General features: G+C 69.9%; 16 protein-coding genes. 9 read left to right on the forward strand and 7 right to left on the reverse strand.

The features are described from left to right. Complete coding sequence (locus tag ACFYWY_RS00090) at window positions 1–273, forward strand: hypothetical protein (protein WP_389177129.1); 273 nt, start codon at window positions 1–3, stop codon at window positions 271–273. A 783-nt stretch (window positions 274–1,056) separates the two neighbouring features. Then, the gene (locus ACFYWY_RS00095) at window positions 1,057–1,761 is read left to right on the forward strand and encodes a hypothetical protein (RefSeq protein ID WP_389177132.1); all 705 of its coding nucleotides are present in this window, start codon (window positions 1,057–1,059) and stop codon (window positions 1,759–1,761) included. 205 nt (window positions 1,762–1,966) lie between these two features. On the opposite strand, the gene ACFYWY_RS00100 is transcribed toward ACFYWY_RS00095, so the two are convergent. Beyond that, window positions 1,967–2,944, reverse strand: a complete 978-nt coding sequence (locus ACFYWY_RS00100; protein ID WP_389177135.1) for an AraC family transcriptional regulator — start codon at window positions 2,942–2,944, stop codon at window positions 1,967–1,969. 328 nt (window positions 2,945–3,272) lie between these two features. Here ACFYWY_RS00100 and ACFYWY_RS00105 point away from each other — a divergent pair, with 328 nt between their 5' ends. After that, window positions 3,273–4,031, forward strand: a complete 759-nt coding sequence (locus ACFYWY_RS00105) for a LuxR C-terminal-related transcriptional regulator (RefSeq protein ID WP_389177138.1) — start codon at window positions 3,273–3,275, stop codon at window positions 4,029–4,031. On the opposite strand, the gene ACFYWY_RS00110 is transcribed toward ACFYWY_RS00105, so the two are convergent. After that, a complete protein-coding gene (locus tag ACFYWY_RS00110; protein WP_389177140.1) occupies window positions 3,995–5,290 on the reverse strand; it encodes a beta-ketoacyl-[acyl-carrier-protein] synthase family protein in 1,296 nt (431 codons plus the stop codon). The genes ACFYWY_RS00105 and ACFYWY_RS00110 overlap by 37 nt on opposite strands. A 332-nt stretch (window positions 5,291–5,622) precedes the next feature. Here ACFYWY_RS00110 and ACFYWY_RS00115 point away from each other — a divergent pair, with 332 nt between their 5' ends. Further along, the gene (locus tag ACFYWY_RS00115; RefSeq protein WP_389177143.1) at window positions 5,623–7,422 is read left to right on the forward strand and encodes a fatty acyl-AMP ligase; all 1,800 of its coding nucleotides are present in this window, start codon (window positions 5,623–5,625) and stop codon (window positions 7,420–7,422) included. Between the two features lie 85 nt (window positions 7,423–7,507). Then, window positions 7,508–9,319 (forward strand): fatty acyl-AMP ligase, encoded by a 1,812-nt coding sequence (locus ACFYWY_RS00120; RefSeq protein ID WP_389177146.1) that lies wholly within the window; start codon window positions 7,508–7,510, stop codon window positions 9,317–9,319. Between the two features lie 35 nt (window positions 9,320–9,354). Here the strand turns inward: ACFYWY_RS00120 and ACFYWY_RS00125 are convergent, their stop codons facing one another. Beyond that, window positions 9,355–10,713 carry a PP2C family protein-serine/threonine phosphatase gene (locus tag ACFYWY_RS00125; protein WP_389177149.1) on the reverse strand — a complete coding sequence of 453 codons (1,359 nt, stop codon included), beginning with the start codon at window positions 10,711–10,713 and terminating at the stop codon, window positions 9,355–9,357. Between the two features lie 303 nt (window positions 10,714–11,016). Further along, window positions 11,017–11,436, reverse strand: coding sequence for a molybdopterin-binding protein (locus ACFYWY_RS00130; protein WP_389177152.1), 420 nt, complete (start codon window positions 11,434–11,436; stop codon window positions 11,017–11,019). Between the two features lie 135 nt (window positions 11,437–11,571). Between ACFYWY_RS00130 and ACFYWY_RS00135 the strand changes: the two genes are divergently transcribed. The 4 genes from ACFYWY_RS00135 (at window position 11,572) to ACFYWY_RS00150 (ending at window position 17,310) form a co-directional block, all read left to right on the forward strand. After that, window positions 11,572–11,967 carry a molybdopterin-binding protein gene (locus ACFYWY_RS00135; protein WP_389177155.1) on the forward strand — a complete coding sequence of 132 codons (396 nt, stop codon included), beginning with the start codon at window positions 11,572–11,574 and terminating at the stop codon, window positions 11,965–11,967. 83 nt (window positions 11,968–12,050) lie between these two features. After that, the gene (gene modA, locus ACFYWY_RS00140; protein WP_389177158.1) at window positions 12,051–12,857 is read left to right on the forward strand and encodes a molybdate ABC transporter substrate-binding protein; all 807 of its coding nucleotides are present in this window, start codon (window positions 12,051–12,053) and stop codon (window positions 12,855–12,857) included. Between the two features lie 168 nt (window positions 12,858–13,025). Beyond that, complete coding sequence (locus ACFYWY_RS00145) at window positions 13,026–14,972, forward strand: ABC transporter permease (RefSeq protein WP_389177161.1); 1,947 nt, start codon at window positions 13,026–13,028, stop codon at window positions 14,970–14,972. 430 nt (window positions 14,973–15,402) lie between these two features. Continuing rightward, on the forward strand, window positions 15,403–17,310 hold the full coding sequence (locus ACFYWY_RS00150) for a ricin-type beta-trefoil lectin domain protein (protein ID WP_389177164.1): 1,908 nt from the start codon (window positions 15,403–15,405) through the stop codon (window positions 17,308–17,310). On the opposite strand, the gene ACFYWY_RS00155 is transcribed toward ACFYWY_RS00150, so the two are convergent. From ACFYWY_RS00155 to ACFYWY_RS00165, 3 genes are all read right to left on the reverse strand, one after another. Next, the gene (locus ACFYWY_RS00155) at window positions 17,264–18,055 is read right to left on the reverse strand and encodes a VOC family protein (RefSeq protein WP_389177167.1); all 792 of its coding nucleotides are present in this window, start codon (window positions 18,053–18,055) and stop codon (window positions 17,264–17,266) included. The two genes, ACFYWY_RS00150 and ACFYWY_RS00155, sit on opposite strands and share 47 nt — an antisense overlap. A 279-nt stretch (window positions 18,056–18,334) precedes the next feature. Then, window positions 18,335–19,012, reverse strand: a complete 678-nt coding sequence (locus tag ACFYWY_RS00160; protein ID WP_389177170.1) for a hypothetical protein — start codon at window positions 19,010–19,012, stop codon at window positions 18,335–18,337. A gap of 75 nt (window positions 19,013–19,087) precedes the next feature. Beyond that, window positions 19,088–20,131: a rod shape-determining protein gene (locus ACFYWY_RS00165; protein ID WP_389177173.1), complete on the reverse strand. Its 1,044-nt coding sequence runs from the start codon at window positions 20,129–20,131 to the stop codon at window positions 19,088–19,090. Window positions 20,132–20,228 lie beyond the last annotated feature (97 nt).

The following is a 20,228-nucleotide window of genomic DNA, read 5'->3' on the forward strand; positions in this document are numbered from 1 at the left end:
ATGAAGTCCGTGAGCGGCGAATCACGCACCGCGAGCAGCGAGGCGTCGCGAGTCCGCGTCATCGTCGGGCTCGACGTCGACCGCTTCGACGAAGCTGCTGAGGCCGCCCGACGCGCCGGAATGATCATCGAGTCTGAGCAGCCGGAGATCGGCACCGCAGTGGGAACGGTGGCCAGGGATGCGCTAGCGGCACTGGAGGCTGCAGACGGCGTCGAAGATGTGGAGCTGGAGCGCGTCTACCAGCTGCCCGACCCTGAGGCGCCAGTGCAGTAGTTCGGCCGATGGCTCACCGCCCTACCGCAGCGGTAGGGCGGTGAGCGGCATCCGGGGCGAAGCCCGGCTGATGGTAGGCGCGAGGCCGACCAGGTTGGCTCTCGCGGCCGAGTCGCATGCGTACGGAGCGCGGCGTAGCTGACCCGGTCCACCTCACATGATCGCTGGTATCGGGCGCTGACGTCCTGCGGTCGGCCATGGTGTCTAATTACAGTCGCGCGCGGGGTGCTCAGAGACCGGTTCACATCGTCGGCTCCGCCTTGGATTCGCGCCCCCCTCAACTCCGGACGGTTGTGTATGTCTGCTTCTTCTTCCCGTCGCGATGCCGTCCGACCCATTCAGGACTCAGCCGCTTCTCCAACTGCACCACGGCATGACGATCTGTTTCTCGAGCCGCACTTCAGCATCGAGCTACCGCCCTTGGAAGAGGATGGAGACGACCTCACAACACCTCTTCCCACGCCTGCACGGCGGCGGTCGGGGGTAACGGGAGGTCGTTGACCACCGCCCCCAGCCAGGTCATGAACCGCGGTTTGCCCTCTTGGCCCGGCGCGAGGCCATGGTGGGGGCTCTGTGATCCGTGCCCGGAGCGCCCACTGATGGAGGGCCATCCCCGCAGTATGGCGGAGGTCGACCGATCCGCAGGCCGAGGTTCTACGGCACATCGGCAGTAGAACAGACTGCTTTTCCCACGACGTGCCATCTGGAGTCTGCCCGTGGGCAACCCTGAGACCGGAACGGGATGTCCTTCTCCGTTCGCCGGCAGACGTCAGGGGGGAACAGATGGGAACGGCCATCGGTGCGAATGTCGTGGTGGACGCCTTCGACAAACTCGGCGCAGCCCCTTCGATGGCACAGAGAGGAGTCTCTGAGTACGGAACTCTGGCCGGCTGGCGCGCTTCGCAGACCGCACAGGTCGCCGCTGCCGGTGCCGCGGCGATGGCGGTGCCCGGTGCACATCTGCTCGCTCTGACTGCGGACGTGGGGTTCCTGCTGCACAAGATGTCCATCTGCGCGTGGGGCATCGGATTCAAACTCGGAGCCACGGTCGACGGCAAGGACGATCTGGCCGTCATCCTCGGGCTCTGGTCAGGGGCAATGGAGCCCGACGCGCTGAGCGTGGGTTCTGCCACCGCAGGCGCCTCGGCCGGCTGGATTGTCTTCAACGCCGCCTATCCGACGTACGGCACCGCTGTCATGGCCAAGGCGCTTGCGGCCGGGGCCGGTGCGGGGGTGTCCGCAGTCGGCGCGAAGATCGCGGGAAAGAAGAGCGGGAAGCTGGCCGCGAAACTCAGTAAACCCTTCCTCCAGAAGATCGCGCAGAAGGTCGCCGTAAAGTTCTCCGCGCTGCTCGGCTCCAAGGCCGCCACCGGTGCGGTACCGGTTCTTGGGGCTCTGGCGGGTGCCGGAATCAACAGCTATTTCATCAAGAAATTCGCCGATGCCGCTGAGACTTACTACCGCTCAAAGATCCGCGCGGGTGGCTGAAGTAGACGGACTCTCGCCGGCTGGCTCCACCAAGACATCGCGGACACCGCGCACCCGGAAGCTGTGGTCGCGGATCAGGGACGTTCTGCACTGGCCCGTGAAGAACAGCTGATGTCGCCGAGGTCCCGGTGGTGATGCTGCAACGGGACCCCCTACAGCCGGCGGTGGGCCCTTCCCGGCGGCGTTCGGGAGGGGCTTGAAAAGATCAGTAAGGCCGGGTGGGCACGCTGGTGCGGTAGGCGCCCGGGGTCGCACCGGTCCAGCGGCGGAACGCTCGGATGAATGCCGCCGCGTCGGCGTACCCGAGCCGTCTGGCGATCTGGTCGACTCCGAGTCCGAGAGTGGCCAGCATCTCGACAGCGCGAGCGTGCCGCGCTCCGTCGACGAGGCGCCGGTAGGACGTGCCCTCCACCGCCAGGCGCCGGTGCAGTGTGCGTGTGGAGACGTGCAGCGCGGCTGCGGCAGCACCCATGTCGGGGATCCCGTCCGGCCACTGCATGAGCAGTTCCCGTACCCGCGCTGCGAATTCGGTGTGGGCGCGCCGGGCCAGCAGGAGGCCGCACTCGCGTTCGCACACCTGCATGGTGTGCCGGTCCGCCTGCGGCAGTGACTGCTCCAGTACCGCCGCGAGGGTGACGATCGCGTTGCGAGGCGCCCCGAAGGTGATCGGCGCGTCGGCGAACGCCTCGTACGGTGCGGGCCCTTCAGGCCGTGGGAAGCGCAGATCCAGCCGGAGGGGGGTGAAGGGCCGACCCAGGATGGTGTCCAGGATGGTCCGGATGTTGGCCATCTCCCGCTCGACGAAGAAGTGCCGGACCGGCTGGGGCACAAACCCGTCGTCCAGGACGAGGCGGACCTCGTCCCCGTCTTCCTGAAGGTGGATCCCGACCATGGTGAAGGTGAGTTCCAGGTAGCGCAGTCCCACAGCCGCCGCTTCGCGCAGCGTCGGGCTGGCGAGCAGTGCGAAGCCCCACACGCTGTACGTGCGCAGCGGAATCCGGCTGCCGACCTCCAGCCCCAGGCCGGGAGCATCGCCCGTGGCGCGGACCAGGTTCTGCGCCACGACGAGCTCCTGCCAGGCGCGGACGTGTGCGGCATCGTCGGCGAGAGCGTTCTCGTCCACACCGCTGCCGTCCAGGCACGCCAGTACGGGAACCCCGCGCTCGACCCCGACATCCACCATCGCGCGTACGCCGGCGATGCCTCGCGGGAACTGCCGCGGAGGTGTGGAGACTTCGTCGGCCGCCGCCCTGTGTCCGGAACGGCCAACAGCATGGCCGCCATTGCCAAGAACCAGCACTGCCAATCCCCCTAGCATCGGAAGGGATCGATGCGGCGAATCCCGCCGCAGGCTGCCATTCAGCCTAACCGGGATGTGCATGCGGGCCAGGGGGGCGTATGCGGTATCAGCCACGGTCACCAGGGGGACTCGGCGCGCCCCACCATCGCGTGTGCAACCGCTGTACCGGAAAGCGTTCCTGAGCATCCGAATCGCACAGGCGGAGTGATTGATGGACGACTTCAGCTCGTTGGAAGTAATGCTTGTCGACAATGAGGACCTTGTGCGCCGCGGTTTCCGGCATGCACTCGGGGAGGTGCCGGATATCACCGTGGTCGCCGACACGAGGGTCGGCGAGGAGGCATTGCGGATGGTCGAGCTGCGGCGGCCGCAGGTCGTACTCGTCGATGCCGGATACGAATTCATCCGTAAACTCGCCCAGCCTTCGGCGGCGGGAGCATCTGAAATCGAGCCAGGAATGTCTCCCGGAATCGTCGTGCTGACCAGCATCGACCTCGACAGCCATTTATTCGGGGCGCTGAAGGCCGGCGCACGTGGGTTTCTGCTCAAGAGCGCCAGTCAGGAGGAGCTGACCTCAGCCGTCCGTGCGGTCGCCCACGGCGCGGCTTTCATTTGCCCCACGATGACCCGACGGCTGATCGATCGGTTCGAGATCCTTCCGCCGCCACAGGAGCGCTCTCACGCGGTAGCCCTCGCCACCCTGAGCGGCCGGGAGACCCAAGTCCTGTCCGGTATAGCCAGGGGGAGGTCGAATCAAGAGATCGCCCACGAGCTGCATGTGACGCCCGCCACCGTGAAGTCCCATGTATCGCGCATCCTCGCCAAGCTCGAGCTGCCGAACCGGATGCACGCGGCGCTGCTGGCCCAGCGGAGCGGCCTGGTGCACTCGCCCCAGCCCGCCCCCTCTCCTCCGGGCCCGTCCCGCGCCCGTGGTCAGGCGGGTTTGGTGAAGGCGAGGACCACGTTGTGACCGCCGAAACCGAAGGAGTTCGAGATGGCCGCGGTGACCTTCGTACGCCTGGGGCTTCCCGTCACGACCTCCACCTTCACCTCGGGGTCCTTGTCGTCGAGGTTCCTGGTCGCGGGAATCACGTCGTTGAAGATGCTCAGGACCGTGAAGATGGCCTCGATCGCGCCGGCCCCGCCTATGAGATGGCCCGTGATCGACTTGGTCGCCGTCACGAGAGCATGCGGACCGATCGATTCCAGCAGTGCCGACGCCTCGATACGGTCACCGACGGGCGTACCGGGAGCGTGAGCGTTGACGTGAACGATGTCCGGCGGGCCGAGGCCGCCGGAGCGCAAGGCCTGGCGTATCGCACTGATCTGACCGTCCGCTGAAGGAGCTGTCATGGCATGCGCGTCGGAGCTCATGCCCGTACCGGCGAGCGTGGCATACACCCGCGCGCCACGAGCTCTTGCGGATTCGGTCCGTTCCAGTACGACGGCGCCCGCGCCCTCGGCCATGACGAAGCCGTCACGGGCGCTGTCGAACGGCCGCGATGCGCGCTCAGGTTCCTCATGACGGCTGGACAGGGCTCCCATGCGGGCGAAGGCCGCCATGGACAGCCGGCCGATGCACGCCTCGGTGCCGCCGGCGACAACGACATCGGCCCGCCCGGCACGCAGTATGGCGAGCCCCATGGCGATCGCCTCCGCTCCAGAGGCGCAGGCGCTGGTCGGCGCGTGGGCTCCGGCGCGGGCGCCGAGATCCAGACTGACGGCGGCGGCCGGACCGTTGGGCATGAGCATCGTCACCGCGAACGGCGACACGCGTCCCGGTCCCTTCGCCGAGGACACGTCGTGCTGGTCGACCAGCGTCTTCCCGCCGCCGAGGCCGGTGCCCATCACCACGGCCAGCCGCTCCGGCGCCACCGCGGGCGCGCCGGCGTCGGCCCATGCCTGCCGCGCCGCCACCATCGCGATCTGCTGGCAGCGGTCCATCCGTCGGGCCTCGACCCGGTCCAGTGCCTCGGTCGGTTCCTGACTCAGTCGGCCCGCCAGCCGTACGGGCAGGTCGCGGGCCCACGCTTCGTCGAGCACGGTGATCGGGGATTCGCCGGCCAGCAGCGCGGTCCAGGTGGAGTGGACGTCGGCGCCCAGCGGCGTGGTCATTCCCAGACCGGTGACCACCACGCCGGTCGTACGGACTTCCCCGTCCGGGGGGCCTGGGATATCGGGGAGCTTCGGATAACCCAAGAAGTAGTCGTCAGATGCTTCGTAGGACATCACGATTCCCTTTCGGACTCGGCTTGAATACGGGCCATTTGGCGTCCACTGGCCGTCGTCATTACGGTAGCCAGCACGAGGCGCTTTCCGTAACGGCCGGCGGGCGGAACCATGAGGGCGACCCGAGGCCGGTTGTCTTCCGTCCTACGGGTTAGTCGACACCGGCCTTCGGTAGGGGAGTTGACGCCGTCCGGCGGCGGATACCCGATATTTCTCCACCGACTTAGCATCTCTTCGAGTGGAACGACCACGACGCAAGTCCTGGCCGTCAGTGGGTATTGACGGCCAATGGCAATGGCATGGAAATGGCCGAGCCGAACAGGAGGACCACGATGTCAGAGGATGCCATCACAGAATCCCGATTCGAGCCGACGACCTTGGTCGAGCTCTGCAGGTATCGCGCCTCCAGGGAGCCCGACCGGCGGATGTTCGCCTTCCTGGAGAACGGCCTCGAAGAGTCCGACTCGCTCACCCTCGCCCAACTCGACGCCCGCGCATGGGCGATCGCCGTGCTCTTGAGCAGGCATGCACCGCCTGGCGCCCGTGCCGTGCTGAGTTACCCGCCGGGCCTGGACTTCGTCTCGGCCTTCTTCGGCTGCCTGTATGCCGGCCTGATCGCGGTACCGGCTCCTCCGGTGCTGCGCGTCGGCGTCGACGACCGCTATACGCGCTTCCGGGAAATCGTCAACAGCTGCCAGCCGGATCTGCTGCTGTCGAACGGTTCCAGGCTGAGCCGCGTCGACGCTTTGCTGAAGGACATGTCCACACCACGCCGGCCGACCTCTGTGGCGACTGACGAGATCGGTGAGACGGACGTGTACGGCTGGAATGCTCCCGACATCGACCCGGACACGATGGCGTACCTGCAGTACACCTCCGGCACGACAGGTCCGCCCCGGGGCGTTGGGCTCACCCATGGCAACGTCCTGCACAACCTCTCGCTGATCCTGGCCAACGGTTCCCGGGCCACCGACGACTTCGACCGGCAGCCGCCCGCTGTGTCCTGGCTGCCCGTGTTCCACGACATGGGGCTCATCACCGGGGTCCTGCAGCCGCTCTATGTCGGGTACGACGCCGCACTGATGCCGCCGACGGCGTTCGCCCAGCAGCCGGTCAACTGGCTGCGCGCCATATCCGACCGCCGGGCGGGCATCAGTTCGGCACCCGGCTTCGGGTACGAGCTGTGCCTGCGGCGCGTCTCCGAACAGCAGCTGCGTTCCCTCGATTTCAGCGGCTGGAAGATCGCGGTGGTCGGGGACGAGCCGGTGCGCGCGGAGATGATTGACCAGTTCAGCGACATGCTCGCCCCGTTCGGCTTCCGCCGCGAGGCGTTCTTCCCGAGTTACGGCATCGCCGAGTCCACCGTCATGCTCAGTGGCGGCCCGGTGGGGCCCGAACCGGTGATCCGCCGATTCGACGCGGTGGCGCTGGCGAAAGGCAAGGTGCAGCGAGCCGGTCGCGACGACGAGGCCCGCCGGCTGGTCGGCCTGGGCCAGTTGCACCCGTCCATGACCATCGCGGTGGTGGATCCGGTCACCGGCGAACCGTGCGCCCCGGACGAGACAGGGGAGATCCTTGCTTCCGGACCGAGTATCGGTGCCGCGTACTGGAACGCCCCGGAGGAGACGGCGAGTACGTTCAACGCCACCGTGCGCGGCCACAAGGGCCGCCGGTTCCTGCGCACCGGCAGCCTCGGCTTTGTGGACGGCGGTCAGCTCTTCGTCACCTGCCGGGTGGACGACCTCATCGTCGTGGAGGGCATGCAGCACTACCCGTACGACATCGAGGCGACCGCGGGAGGAAGCCACGCGGCCATACGGGAAGGCTGCTGCTGCGCATTCATCGTCGAGGACGGCGGACGCACGCGCCTGGTCGTCCTGGCTGAGATCAACAGCCGGTTCCGCATCGTGGCCTCCGGCCCCGCCCCGGACGCTCCGTCAGGAGCGCGCGCGACCCTCGCGGCGGATGAGGTCGAAGGAGCCGTCCGGGAGGCCGTCTTCGCCGGGCACGGCCTCCGGACCGACGAGGTCCTCCTGGTCAAGGCCGGTTCGCTGCCGTTCACCACCAGCGGCAAGCTGCAGCGCTCGCGGTGCCGCTCCAGGTACCGGGCGCGGGTGTTCGAGACGGTCTGAACCTCGCTCCATGCAGGGAGGGCGCGCGAACTACCCGCCCCCTCCTGCCGCTTTCTCTGCCTCTTCCTCCGTTTGGAGTGGTCTCATGCGAACCAGTCATCAGCACGGTGTCCGCCTGCCCGAGGGAGCGGCCGGCGAGCACGGCGTGCTTACGACGTTGATCGACCTGTGCCGCAGTCGTGCGGCAGCCGAGCCCGACCGGAAGAGTTTTGTGTTCCTGGGCGACGGTGTCGAGGAATCCGGCTCACTGACCCTGTCCGAGCTCGATCGCCGTGCCCGGGCGATCGCCGTGACACTGCTGAAGCAGGCTCCAACCGCGCGCGCACGCGCGCTGCTGAGTTACCCGCCCGGACTGGAGTTCCACGCCGCCTTCCTGGGCTGCATCTATGCGGGTCTGATCCCGGTGCCGGTAGCTCCGCTCGACGGCACGCGAGGCAATGCCAAATGGACTCGGGTGGAGTCGATCGCCGCGAGTTCCGAGTCCCGGCTGTTCCTGTCCACCGGCCCTCTTCTTGCCGCCGCGGAGCCCGTCCTCACCGGCACCGACGGGCTCGCCCGACTCGGCCGGGTGGCGACCGACGAGGTATCCCTGGACCTGGCCTCGCAGTGGACCCCGCCGCTGGCCGCCGCTGAGATGGTCGCCTACCTCCAGTACTCCTCGGGATCGACCGGAGTGCCGAGAGGCGTCGCGATCACCCACAGCAATGTGCTGCACAATCTGTCGTTGATATACGACAACACGCGCCGGCCTGCCGACGACGCCGGGCTGCCCCGCCCGTCGTCGGTGTCGTGGTTGCCGCCGCACCACAACATGGGCCTGATCTGCAACGTCCTCGACCCCCTCTTCTCCGGCCGGGACGTCACACTGCTGCCGACGATGACATTCGTACAGAGTCCGCTCACGTGGCTGCGGGCGATCTCCCGGCTCGGACGCGCGGACAGCTGCGCGCCGAACTTCGCCTACGACCTGTGCGTCCGGCGGGTCACCGACGCCCAGCGCCGTGAACTCGACCTCAGCCGTTGGGAGATGGCTCTGGTCGGAGGTGAGCCCGTCCGCGCCGATACGCTCGACCGCTTCAGCGCGGCGTTCGCAGAGGCCGGCTTCCGGCGCGAGGCGCTGTCCCCCGCGTACGGCCTCGCCGAGGCGACAGTGATGGTCACGGCCGTGCCGGTCGGCCAGGGCCCGGAAGTCCTGCGGGTGGACTCCGAGGCGCTCGCCGCCGGAAAGGTGCGCCCGGCCGCGTCGGCACAGGACAGCCGGGAGCTGGTCGGCTGCGGCCCGATCCACCCGTTGAGCACGGCTGTTGCCGTCGACCGGGAGACAGGCAAGCCCTGCGAGGAGGACGAGGTGGGCGAGATCTTCGTGTCCGGCCCGAGCGTCGCACCGGGCTACCTGAACGCTCCCGCGGAGAATGCCGAGACCTTCATGGGGACCCTTCCCGACCAGCCGGGCGAGCGGTTTCTCCGCACCGGTGACCTCGGATTTCTGCACAGCGGGGAGCTGTTCATCACCGGTCGGGCGAAGGACGTCATCATCATCGCCGGTGCGAACCACTACCCGCAGGACATCGAAGCCACCGTTGAGGCCAGCCACCCGGCAGTCCGCGAGTTCGGTACGTGCGCGGTGTCGGTCGACGATGGCGCACACGAACGGCTCATAGTGCTCGCCGAGACGACGACGGCGGCAGCCGACGGCGAGAGTGACGAGCCGGTGACTGCCCAGGAGATCAAGCGGGAGATCAGGCGCGCCGTCCATGCCGGACACCGCATCCAGGTGCACGACGTCGTGCTTCTCAAGCCGGGGACGCTGCCGCTCACGACGACCGGCAAGCTGCAGCGTCGCGACAGCCGGGACCGGTACCTGGGGGGTTCCTTCGAGGCAGCCCTCATCGAATGAAGGGGGCGGCCGGGCGGCGCCGCCCCCTGTTGAGTTCACTCGGCGGGGGCGGTGGCTGGGCGGGCGTCGGATGGGGGTGTGCGAACGGCGATGAGGGCGACGTCGTCGCTGCTGTCCTGAGCGAGGCCGGTGAGGAGCTCGTCGCAGAGGGCTCCCAGGGGCTCCTGGGCGAGGGCGGCGGCGTGCTGGCGCAGCCGGGCCGCGCCGCGGTCGAGGTCTTCAGTGCGCCGTTCGATGAGGCCGTCGGTATAGAACAGGATCGTGGCGTTCGTCGGCAGGACTTCGGTCGCGTCGGGGCGTCGTTGGCTGGGATCCACACCCAGGAGCATGCTGCGCCCGTCGGTCAGGAAGCGTGTGTCGCCTTCAGCTGTGATCAACAGCGGGGCGGGATGGCCGGCGACGGCGTACTGCAGTGCCCATGGCTGATGCTCGGCGGGCTTCTCGACCAGTGCGTATATGCAGGTCAGGGTCTGGTGTGGGTAGAGGATCCAGTTGGCCGCGTCCATGCGGGCAAGGATCTTGCCGGGCGGCTCTTTGCGGTCGCAGGCGATGCCGCGCAACATGTTGCGCATGTGGCTCATGGTGACGGTCGCCTGCAGGTCGTGGCCGGCGACGTCTCCGATGATGAGGGCCGCGGCGCCGCCGGGCAGGACGAACGCGTCGTACCAGTCGCCGCCGACCTGGGAGGTGGTGATAGCGGGCTGGTAGCGGGCGGCCAGCTCGAGCAGTCCGAGCTCGGGCAGGTCGGGCAGCAAGGAGCGCTGGATGCGCTCCCCCGTTTTCTGGACCTCGGAGTACAGACGTCCGTTGTCGACGGCGAGCGCGACGCGATGCGCCAGGTCCTCCGCCAGCGGAAGAATGTCCTCGTCCAGTGCCCCGGTACCCTCGGTGCGCGCCAGGGTCAGTGCGCCCAGGACCTGGCGGCGGGAGCGCAGGGGCGCGATCACCACCGTGTCCGCTCCCAGGCGGTCGAAGAGTTCCAGTTCCCTGGCATGCAGGGGATCGGCCGCGGCTTCTGGCGCCGAGATCGACGTGACGAGCAGCGGCCCGGCCCCCCGCAGGGCGCGGGCCAGTGAGGCAGCCGAATCCTCGGCCAAGGGTGGCAGTTCACCTTCGTACAGGCCGGGTGAGACCAGGTCGGACTCACGGTGCTCGATCACGTGCCGGCGCAGGCGGCCCTCCTCGTCGAACAGATCCACCGCGCACCAGTCCGCAAGGCCCGGCACCAGCGTGTGGCACAGGCGGCGCAGCCCCGAGTCCAGGTCGAGGGTGCTGGCCAGGGCGTCGGCGGCGTTGGTCAGCACCGTCAGCCGGTCCAGGGCCTGCTGCACCGCCCGGTCCAGCTCATGGGAGTCCGCAGCCGGCCCATCGTGCTCGTCCACATCCGAACCCATCCGGGCACCTCTTCCCCATCCGCCGGCCCGCCACAGCCGGCTCCACGGCGTCACGCTGCGCGGCCGCCGGGTCTGTCCTCATCTCCATGCTGCCGTATGGAGGGGGCTGCGGCTTGTGGCGCCGTTGTGGGTTCCGGGGAGCCCACGCACCCGAGTCCGAGCCAATCAATCGATTGGCTTCATCGACGGTGGCACCCTGCGCGTGCTGCGTTTCGGCAACGGGCCGCGCATCGCCGTGCACCGGCACGACTGGCACCGGGACGCACCTCAACAGCGCCTGACGCAGGGGCAGTCGGCTCGCAGTCAGTCCGTGGCCAGTGAGATCTCGGTCGACTTGATCAGCGCAACGACCGATGACCCGGCGGCCAGGCCCAGGTCGGTGACCGCGTCCTTCGTGATCGCGGCGGTCAGCTCGCCGCCCACCACGCCGACCTTGACGCTCGCCATCGCGCCGCCGGAGGCGACGTCGGTGACGGTGCCGGGAATCTGGTTGCGGATGCTCAGGCCCTCGACCGCGCCGGTGGCCAGCGAGACCTCGGTGGACTTCACCAGGGCGCGTACGGGGGAGCCCGCCGCGAGGCCCAGTTCCCTGACGGCCTCCAGAGTGATCGCGGCGGTGATCTCCTGGCCGCCCTCCAGCCGGACCTTGACGGCGGCCATCACCTCGCCGGGAGTGACGGCGACGACCATGCCGGGGATCTGATTGCGGATGCTCAGGCTCATGTGGCCACCGTAGCCACGGGCCCGGGCAGCGGCCGGGCAGCGCGCTTGGGGCTTCCTCCAAGGGGCCTGGCATTTGCTATGAAGCAGTTCTCTATTGCTTGTATATGCTGGCTGATACCGCCTACCTTGTCGCATATGCAGTCCTACACAATCGGCCAGGCGGCGCGTCTTCTGGGCGTCAGCCCCGACACCGCGCGCCGCTGGGCGGACGCCGGCAAGGTCGCGACCCACCGCGACGAGAGCGGCCGCCGCCTCATCGACGGCCGTGACCTGGCGGCCTTCTCGATCGAGGTCGCCCAGAGCGGCACCGGCGAGGAAGACGCCTCGTACACCTCGGCCCGCAACGCCTTCCCCGGCATTGTCACCGCGGTCAAGCTCGGCGATGTCGCCGCGCAGGTCGAGATCCAGGCCGGCCCGCACCGGCTGGTCTCCCTGCTGACCCGGGAGGCCGTCGAGGAGCTGGGGCTGGAAGTCGGCATGCAGGCCACCGCCCGCGTGAAGTCGACCAGCGTGCACATCGACCGCGTCTGACGTGTCCGAGAACCGCCCCTGCGAACCCCGTTCCCGAGGCGGACTGTTCGCACCGCGCAGCACCGCTTCACCAAGGAGTCCTCGTGTCCTACGCCTTTTCCCGGCGCCGTACCGCCGCCGCCGTCCTGACCGCGGCACTGCTCGTGCCGCTGGCCGCCTGCGGCAGTGACGACAGCAAGAAGGACAGCGCCGCGAAGGCCACCGGGGCCGCCGCCGGCGTACCGATGGCCGAGCTGACCGTGCTGGCCGCCTCCTCGCTGACCGATGTCTTCAAGACAGCCGGTGCCGCGTACGAGAAGTCCCACCCCGGCACCACGGTGAAGTTCTCCTTCGCCGGGTCCCAGGAACTGGCCGCCCAGGTCAGGCAGGGCGCCCCCGCCGACGCCCTGGTCAGCGCCGACACCAAGACCATGGACGGGCTGAAGTCCGACACCGGCGCCCCGACCGTCATCGCCAGGAACCGGCTCGTCATCGCGACCGGCAAGGGCAACCCGGAGAAGGTCGGCTCGCTGGCAGACCTCGCGGACACGAAGCTGAAGGTCGTGCTCGCCGCCCCCGAGGTGCCGGCCGGCCGCTACAGCAAGAAGATCCTGGACGCCCAGAAGATCGTCGTGAAGCCGGTCTCGCAGGAGCCCAACGTCCGCGCCGTCCTCAGCAAGGTCGAGCTCGGCGAGGCCGACGCCGGACTCGTCTACAAGACGGACGCCACGAGCGCGAAGGGCAAGATCGAGGCCGTCGAGATTCCCGACGACCAGAACGCGGTCGCCTCCTACCCGGCGGCGACGCTGAAGACGTCCAGGAACGCGGAGGCAGCTGCCGCGTTCGTGAAGTGGCTGAGCACGCCCGAGGCGCAGAAGATCCTCCGGGACGCGGGCTTCCAGCAGCCGTAACCGCCGGCAGCCGTAACAGCGGTGCGTGGGCTGCCCGGTACAGGGGGGCCGGGCAGCCCACGACCGTAACCCGACCCCAACCAGGTCCAGAGGAACACCCGAGGAACAACCCGAGGAACACCCGAGGAACAACCCGAGGAACCCCCGATGAGAGGCCCAAGCAGCCGCATGAGACGCCTACGCAGCCGCGGCACCCGCACCCCCGTCGCGCTCGCCGTACCCGCGCTGCTCGCCATCGCGCTGCTGCTGATCCCGCTCATCGGCATCCTCGTCCGCACCTCCTGGGGCGATCTCGGTACGCATCTGACCAGCCCGGGCGTCACCGAGGCGCTGAAGCTGTCGCTGCTCGTCTCGTTCTGGGCGCTCGGTCTCTCCCTGCTGCTCGGGGTGCCGCTGGCCTGGCTGCTGGCCCGCGTCGACTTCCCGGGCAAGGCGCTCGTACGTTCTCTCGTGCTGCTGCCGATGGTGCTGCCGCCCACTGTCGGTGGCGTCGCGCTCCTCCTCGGATTCGGCCGCCGGGGACTGCTCGGTCCCTGGCTGGAGGGCACCTTCGGCGTCACCCTGCCCTTCCACACCTCGGGCGCCGTCGTCGCCGCGACGTTCGTCGCCATGCCGTTTCTCGTCATCAGTCTCGAAGGCGCCCTGGCGGGGCTGCGACCGAGCTACGAGGAGACCGCGGCCTCTCTCGGAGCCTCGCCGCTGCGGGTCTTCTTCACCGTCACCCTCCCCATGGTGGCCCCCGGTCTCGTCGCCGGAGCGGCTCTCACCTGGGCACGGGCCCTGGGTGAGTTCGGCGCGACCATCACCTTCGCGGGCAATCTGCCCGGCACCACGCAGACGCTGCCCCTCCAGGTGTATCTGCTGCTCCAGGACCAGCCGGAAGCGGCAACCTCCCTGTCCCTGCTGCTGCTTGTCATCGCCATGGCGGTGCTCATCGCACTGCGCGGCCGATGGACCGGCGGGGCCCCCGGCCAGGCGGCCGGCAGGCAGCGCCCGGCGGAAGCGTCTGCCGAGCCGCCCCGCGCCGAGCCGCCCCGCGCCGAGCCGGTCAAGGCGCACAACCTCCCCGAAATGCGGGGGAGTTGGCCACTGCACGCCGAGGTCACCGGCTTCAACGAGCTCACCCTGGATGCCGAACCCGGCACCACCATCGCCGTCGTCGGTCCCAACGGCGCGGGCAAGACCACCCTGCTGCGCGCCCTCCTCGGCCTGACCCCGCGCGCCCACGCCGCACTCCGCCTCGGCGACGCCGATGTGACCGGCCTGCCCCCGCACCGCCGCGGCGTGGCCTGGGTGCCCCAGGACGGCGCGCTCTTCCCGCACTTGAGCGCGCTGGGCAACACGGCGTACGGGCTGCGCGCCCACGGCGTCCCGCGCGCCGAGGCCCGCCGTACCGCCCAGGGCTGGCTCGACCGGCTCGGCGTCGGCCACCTCGCGCACCGCAGGCCCGCCCAGCTCTCCGGCGGCCAGGCCCAGCGCGTCGCGCTGGCCCGCGCGCTGGCCGCCCGCCCCCGGCTGCTGCTCCTCGACGAACCCCTCGCCGCACTCGATCAGACCACCCGCGCCCATGTACGCCACACCCTGCGCACCCACCTCGACGGCTTCGGCGGCGTCTGCCTGATCGTCACCCACGACCCGGTGGAGGCCGTATCGCTCGCCGACCGGGTGCTCGTACTGGACGAGGGCCGCGCCCTGCAGGACGCCCCGCCCGCGGAGGTCACCCGCCACCCCCGCTCCCCGTGGGTCGCCCGGATGCTCGGCCGCAACGCCTGGCCCGGCACCGCGACGGCGGACGGCCTCGCGCTCCCCGGCGGCGGGCACCTCGTCGTCGCCGATCCGCTGCCCGTCGGCACCGAGGCCCTCGCGATCATCGCGCCGGAAGCGGTCGCCGTACACCGCGACAGGCCCGGCGGCAGTCCGCGCAATGTGTGGCCGGGCACCGTACGGGAGATCACCGCCACCGGCAGCCGCCTGCGCATCCTGATCGCTTCGCCGCAGGCGCCCGACCTCGTCGCCGAGATCACCCCGCAGGCGGCTGCCGAACTGGGCCTCGCCGACGGTACTTCCGTATGGACCAGCGTCAAGGCGACCGAGGCCGTCATCGTGACGCTGTGAGTGCTGTGCCCGCCGCACGTTCCTGAGCCCTCTGGTTGACGTACGCACTCCTGCTTCACCGCGGAAACCAGTCAATACTGAACAAAAGTCGAGTCGTTCTTTCCTTTTCTCGACAGCGTCCGGGAATGGTCGCGGTTCCGGAACTCTTGTTCCACACCTGTGGGTTGTGTAAGGGTGAGCTTCCTCATGCTTCCAGCAGGCTGATTCTGTTCAGCCGTTCGAATTCCACGGCGGTATAGACCAAGCAGGCGCGCTCCCTTTCAACTGACAGAAATGTTCCCGCTCGTTAACCCGGGCCGGACCGGAACCATGTTCAACCCCCCACCGCAATGCCCTGGATGGAAAGACGTCTATGCAGAATCCCCGTACTCCGGGTCCCGTCCCTCCTCCCCGCACCGGTCTCAGTTCCGGGGACTCCGACGAAGGTCTCGTGGCGACACTGCGGGCCGGCGGGGGGAACGACGAGGCCCGTGCCGTAGCAGCGCTGCTGGCGAGGCACTGGCAACCGGCGTTCGACTACACGTCGATCTGCACCCCTTCGGCCCAGGCGGCGTCCATGCTCGCCACGGCAGCCTCCCACAAGGTGTTGGAGAATCTGCGGCAGGCCCGGACGAGCGCGGCACTTCGTCCCCTGCTTTTGGTGACAGCCCGTCAAATCGGCAAGATGTGGGCGGCGGACGCGCGCATCACCGCGCTGCCCGAACTCCAGAATCCGGACACCGGACGCACCGTGCCTGTCGACATGTTCACTGTCCCGGAGAATCGCGGACTGATCGCGCGGGCTTTCCGGGCAATTCCGGCCCCCGCCCAATGTCTGCTCTGGCATGCCGAGGTCGAGGGCGAGGGTATATCCGTACCGGCCGGATTGCTGGCGGTCGATCCCCGTAGCGCGACGGCCCAGCTCGAAGAGGCGCGCGAAATCCTGCGGGCGGGCTGCCTGCGGGCCCATCTGGAACTCGCCCCGGACAACGAATGCCGCCACTACAACCGGCTGCTGGACGTATCCCTGCGCCGCGGCGGCCCGCTGATCCCCGACATTCAGGCGCATCTGGCGAGGTGTCAGCACTGCCGCTACGGCGCCGAACAGCTCAACCACGTCGACGGCCGGCTCGCGCTCCTGCTGGCCGAAGGCGTACTCGGCCCGGCCGCCCAGCCGTACCTCGACTCGCGGCCCGCCCGCAACAACGCCCGCTCCCGGGCGGCCAGGGAGGGCGCCGGGCACAGCGCGGTCCGCGGCGCGGTCCGCGGCGCCGGCCGTCACTCGCGGGGCGGTCGTCCCCGCTCGCTGCCCCGCGTCACCTTCCAGGGCCGCCCACTGTCGCTGTCCCAGCGCGGACAGGGGGCCGTCATCACCGGCCTCGGGATCGTCACCGGCCTGCTCGTCGTGGCGGCCGTCGTCACCGAGCTCTGGCCGGACGACGACAGTCATGCGGGACCGGCCGTCCCGAGCGGCTCCGTCACCGCGGTCCCCGCCCCCGGATCACAGCTGCCCTCCAGCCCGGCGCCGCAGCCCTCGCAGCCGTCGACGACCTCTGCCGCACTCCCCACGGGCCCGCTCAACACCCGACTGCGCAACATCGCCGCCGCCCTGTGCCTCGACATCCGCGACCGCAGGGCGCAGCTCGACGCCGAGGCGACGATGGCGCCCTGCTCCAGCGCCGTGACCCAGCAGTGGGTGTACGAGAACGACGGACTGCTGCGCAGTGCTGCCGCCCCCGAACTGTGCCTCAACTCCCATGAGCTGGACGGCGTGGCGGTCCTCGGCGCGTGCGCGGACCGGTCGGCGGACAACGCGGCTGACGTCCGCTACGACCTCACGATCCAGGGCGATGTGATTCCCCGCTGGAACGACGGACTGGCCGTCGTCCCCGCCGCGGCGGAGGCCGGAGCGCCGGTGGTGGTCAAGATACGGGACGGCTCCGAGGCGCAGCGCTGGGCCCCTGACAACGTTGCCGCCGGCTCGCCCAAGATCCGGCCGACCGCTGATTCGGGAAATCCGCCCGCAGAGGAGGTCAACACCTCCCCGTCGGGCGGCAGAATCCCGCCGTCCGGGGGCAGGGGCCCGTCGCCGGATCCGGAGACCACGGCTCCGCACGGGGACGTGCCCCATTCGAACGTCCGCCGCGCCAGCGACGGCGAGGCCGGGACCGGCCCGGACACCGCCCCGGCCGGGCCCCGGCCCGCGGCTCCGGGACAGCTGCCTGACGCGGCGGGCCGGGACCCGCAGAGTCCGATGCCCTCACTTCCCCGCCCGCGGGAGGCCGGCCACGCGGACGGGGGTGACGGGCGCGTCAGCTCATCTCGGGCATCTCTCCCTGCGTCGTCTGCAGGTCGATGACCGAGAACGCCGCGCCCTGCTGGTCAGCGACCGCCGCGAACCGGCCGAACGGACTGTCCATCGGGCCGAAGTGCAGCTGTCCGCCGCGCTCGGTGACGGTGGCCACCGCGGCGTCGCAGTCCGGCACCGCGAAGTACACATTGATGTACGGCGGAACGTCGGGCGGGAAGTCCTCGGTCATCTTCATCCGGCCCGCCACCGGATGGCCGTTGATGTTCCACACACGGAAGTCGATGTGCTCGTCGGCCATCCGCTGCACCTCGAAGGGGAAGACGGCCGGGTAGAAGGCGTCCGCCTTCGCGGTGTCGCGGGTGGTGACCTCCGCCCACGCGAACGAGCCGGCCTCGCCCGTCTTCTCGAAGCCTTCGTGGCTGCCGGCCTGCCAGGCGCTGAAGTACGCGCCGCTGGGGTCCTGGGCCGTCACCATGGTGCCGAACTCGCCGACCTCCATCGGCTCCATCGTCAGCGCACCGCCGTTGTCACGGATCTTCGCGGTCGTCGCGGCGATGTCCGGGGTGGCGAAGTAGAGATTCCAGGCGGCCGGGGTGTTTTCCATGCCCGGCATCTGCGGGGAGAGGGCGGCCACGGCCTTGCCGTCGGAGTACGCCTGTGTGTAGTAGCCGAATTCCTCCAAGCCTTCGCCGAACGTCCAGCCCAGCAGTTCGCCGTAGAAACTCTTCGCGGCTTCCAGGTCGGGGAACATCGCGTCGGCCCAGCAGGGGGTGCCTTCGGGTTGCGCGGCCATGGGAACCAAGCCTCCCGGTCGAGGAAATTCCGTCCCTCTCACGCTATTCGCGAGTACGCCCAGCCGCGCGCCGAACGGATGCACGCGGGCCCGGCGCGCGCGGGGCCGGGCTGCGGGTCGGGGCTGCGGGTCCGGGGTGGCGGGTCCGGGGTGCGAGGGGCCTCCCGGCGCGGGTCCGGGGAGCGTTCGGGCGGAGCTCTGGGGGAGGGCGGGGCGGGGGACGAGCAACCCGCACCCCGAACGCCCGCACCCCCGACGCGCAGGCCTGCCGGACGTGCTCTACGGCAACGGCAACGGGAGCGCCACCTTGACCGCGTACACCGCGACCAGTCCGTACCCGATCCGGAACGTCCACGCGCGGGCAGTGTCCGAGATCCGCCTGCCCGCCAACCCGCTGACCGCGACCAGCAGTTGTTGCCATGCCAGCGAGGCGACGAAGACCCCGCCGACGAACACCGCGCCGGCCCCGCCTCCGCTCAGGGCCGCGCCCTGAGCCGTGGTCAGGGCGGCGAAGTAAAGGGCGGTGGTGGGGTTGATGAGGGTGAGCGCGGCGAACCGGGTGAACGTCCGCACCGGTCCGGCGCCCGCGTCCGATACCGCGTCCGATCCCGCGCCCGATCTCGCATCCGACCCCGCGCCCGATCCCGCGCTCCTGCCCTCGGACCGCGTCTGCCGCAAGGCGAGCAGACCGCGACCCGCGATCACCGCCAGCACGGTGGCCGACACCAGCCGGACCCAGGCCTCCACGCCGGAGAGCGCGGAGGCGACGAGCGGCCCGAGTGCGGTCGCCACGGCGGCGTACGCGAGGTCGACGACGGCGACCGCGGCCGCCGCGGCCACCGCCCCGCGGCGGTCGCGCATGCCCTCCTGGACGAGGAGCACGCCCATCGCCCCCACGGGCATCGCCACACCCAGACCCGCCGCCGCGCCCGCCATCGCCGTCGTCCACATGCTCATGGCGTACAGCGTTGGACCCCGGCCACGGCCGGCGCGACTGATTTATGCGATCGGCGGGGGTGCCTGCCGGCTGTCTCAGCTGGCTTCGGTGAGCGGGGCGAGGGCCATCGGCTGGATCTTGCCCTCCAGCATCGCGCCGAGGCCCAGTACGGCGCAGATGTCGGGCCGGTCGGCGATGTGCACCGGCATTCCGGTGGCGTCGCGCAGCATCTGGTCCAGGCCGGGCAGCAGCGCGCTCCCGCCGACCATCATGATCCCGCGGTCGGCGAGATCGGCGACCAGGTCCGGCGGGCAGTCCCGCAGCACCTTGCCGATGCCGTCGAGCACGGAGGTGAGCGGGGTGTGGATGGCGTGCCGTACGGCGGCGGTGTCCACGCGCACCGAGCGGGCGAGGCCGGTCGCCACGTCCCGGCCGTGGATCTCGGTGGACGCCGGACCGTGGGTGTTGAGTCCGTTGCCGCTCAGCGCCAGCTGGAGGGGGCGTACGGACTGGCTGGGCAGCATCAGTTCGTGCTGGTGGCGCAGGTGCTGGATCACCGCGTGGTCGATGGCGTTGCCGCCCACCGGGATCCGCTCTGCAGTGACGATCGCCCCGAGGGAGAGCACGGCGACCTGTGTGGTCGCCGCGCCGCACACCATGATCATGGTCGCTGTGGGCTGCTCCACGGGCAGCCCGCAGCCGACGGCCGCGGCGATCAGGGTGTCGACGAGCTCGACCCTGCGGGCGCCGAGGCCGACGAGGGTCTCGACCGCGGCGCGCTCGGCGAGCGGATCGCTGTCGTGCGGGGTGCAGGCGGCGGCGCGCAGCCGCGGCTTGCGGCGCAGCTGGCGGCGGAGCTTTTCGCCGAGGAGGAGACGGAGCATCCGCTGGGCCATCTCGATGTCGACGATGGTGCCACCGGCGATGGGACGGGCGACGCGGATGTAGTCGGGCGTACGGCCCGTCATCTTCTCTGCGAGCTCGCCCACCGCGATCAGCGCGCCGGTGCGGGTGTTCACGGCGGCGACGCTCGGCTCGTCGACGACGAGCCCGGCCCCCCTCACGAAGACCCTGGTCCTCGCGGCTCCCAGGTCGACGGCGACATGGCAACGGCGCAACTGCTCAAGGCTGACGGTCACGGCAAGATCCTCCCGAGTGCGGTACTTGATGGCATCGTGCGATCGCCACGGGAGGTCCGCGCGCTGGGTGAGCCGGTCGGGGGTACGGAGCTGACGA

The sequence above is a fragment of the Streptomyces sp. NPDC002870 genome, assembly GCF_042888505.1.
Classification (GTDB): Bacteria; Actinomycetota; Actinomycetes; order Streptomycetales; family Streptomycetaceae; genus Streptomyces.

Excerpts from the sequence above, each read along its gene's own strand:
- ACFYWY_RS00100 (WP_389177135.1), bottom strand. The coding sequence starts at position 2,944 with ATGGTGGATGTCGGGGTCGAGCGCGGGGTTCCCGTACTGGCGTGCCTG.
- ACFYWY_RS00130 (WP_389177152.1), bottom strand. The coding sequence starts at position 11,436 with ATGAGCCTGAGCATCCGCAATCAGATCCCCGGCATGGTCGTCGCCGTC.
- ACFYWY_RS00095 (WP_389177132.1), top strand. The coding sequence starts at position 1,057 with ATGGGAACGGCCATCGGTGCGAATGTCGTGGTGGACGCCTTCGACAAA.
- ACFYWY_RS00120 (WP_389177146.1), top strand. The coding sequence starts at position 7,508 with ATGCGAACCAGTCATCAGCACGGTGTCCGCCTGCCCGAGGGAGCGGCC.
- ACFYWY_RS00110 (WP_389177140.1), bottom strand. The coding sequence starts at position 5,290 with ATGTCCTACGAAGCATCTGACGACTACTTCTTGGGTTATCCGAAGCTC.
- ACFYWY_RS00115 (WP_389177143.1), top strand. The coding sequence starts at position 5,623 with ATGTCAGAGGATGCCATCACAGAATCCCGATTCGAGCCGACGACCTTG.
- ACFYWY_RS00145 (WP_389177161.1), top strand. The coding sequence starts at position 13,026 with ATGAGACGCCTACGCAGCCGCGGCACCCGCACCCCCGTCGCGCTCGCC.
- ACFYWY_RS00105 (WP_389177138.1), top strand. The coding sequence starts at position 3,273 with ATGGACGACTTCAGCTCGTTGGAAGTAATGCTTGTCGACAATGAGGAC.
- ACFYWY_RS00125 (WP_389177149.1), bottom strand. The coding sequence starts at position 10,713 with ATGGGTTCGGATGTGGACGAGCACGATGGGCCGGCTGCGGACTCCCAT.
- ACFYWY_RS00090 (WP_389177129.1), top strand. The coding sequence starts at position 1 with ATGAAGTCCGTGAGCGGCGAATCACGCACCGCGAGCAGCGAGGCGTCG.
- ACFYWY_RS00160 (WP_389177170.1), bottom strand. The coding sequence starts at position 19,012 with ATGAGCATGTGGACGACGGCGATGGCGGGCGCGGCGGCGGGTCTGGGT.
- ACFYWY_RS00155 (WP_389177167.1), bottom strand. The coding sequence starts at position 18,055 with ATGGCCGCGCAACCCGAAGGCACCCCCTGCTGGGCCGACGCGATGTTC.
- ACFYWY_RS00135 (WP_389177155.1), top strand. The coding sequence starts at position 11,572 with ATGCAGTCCTACACAATCGGCCAGGCGGCGCGTCTTCTGGGCGTCAGC.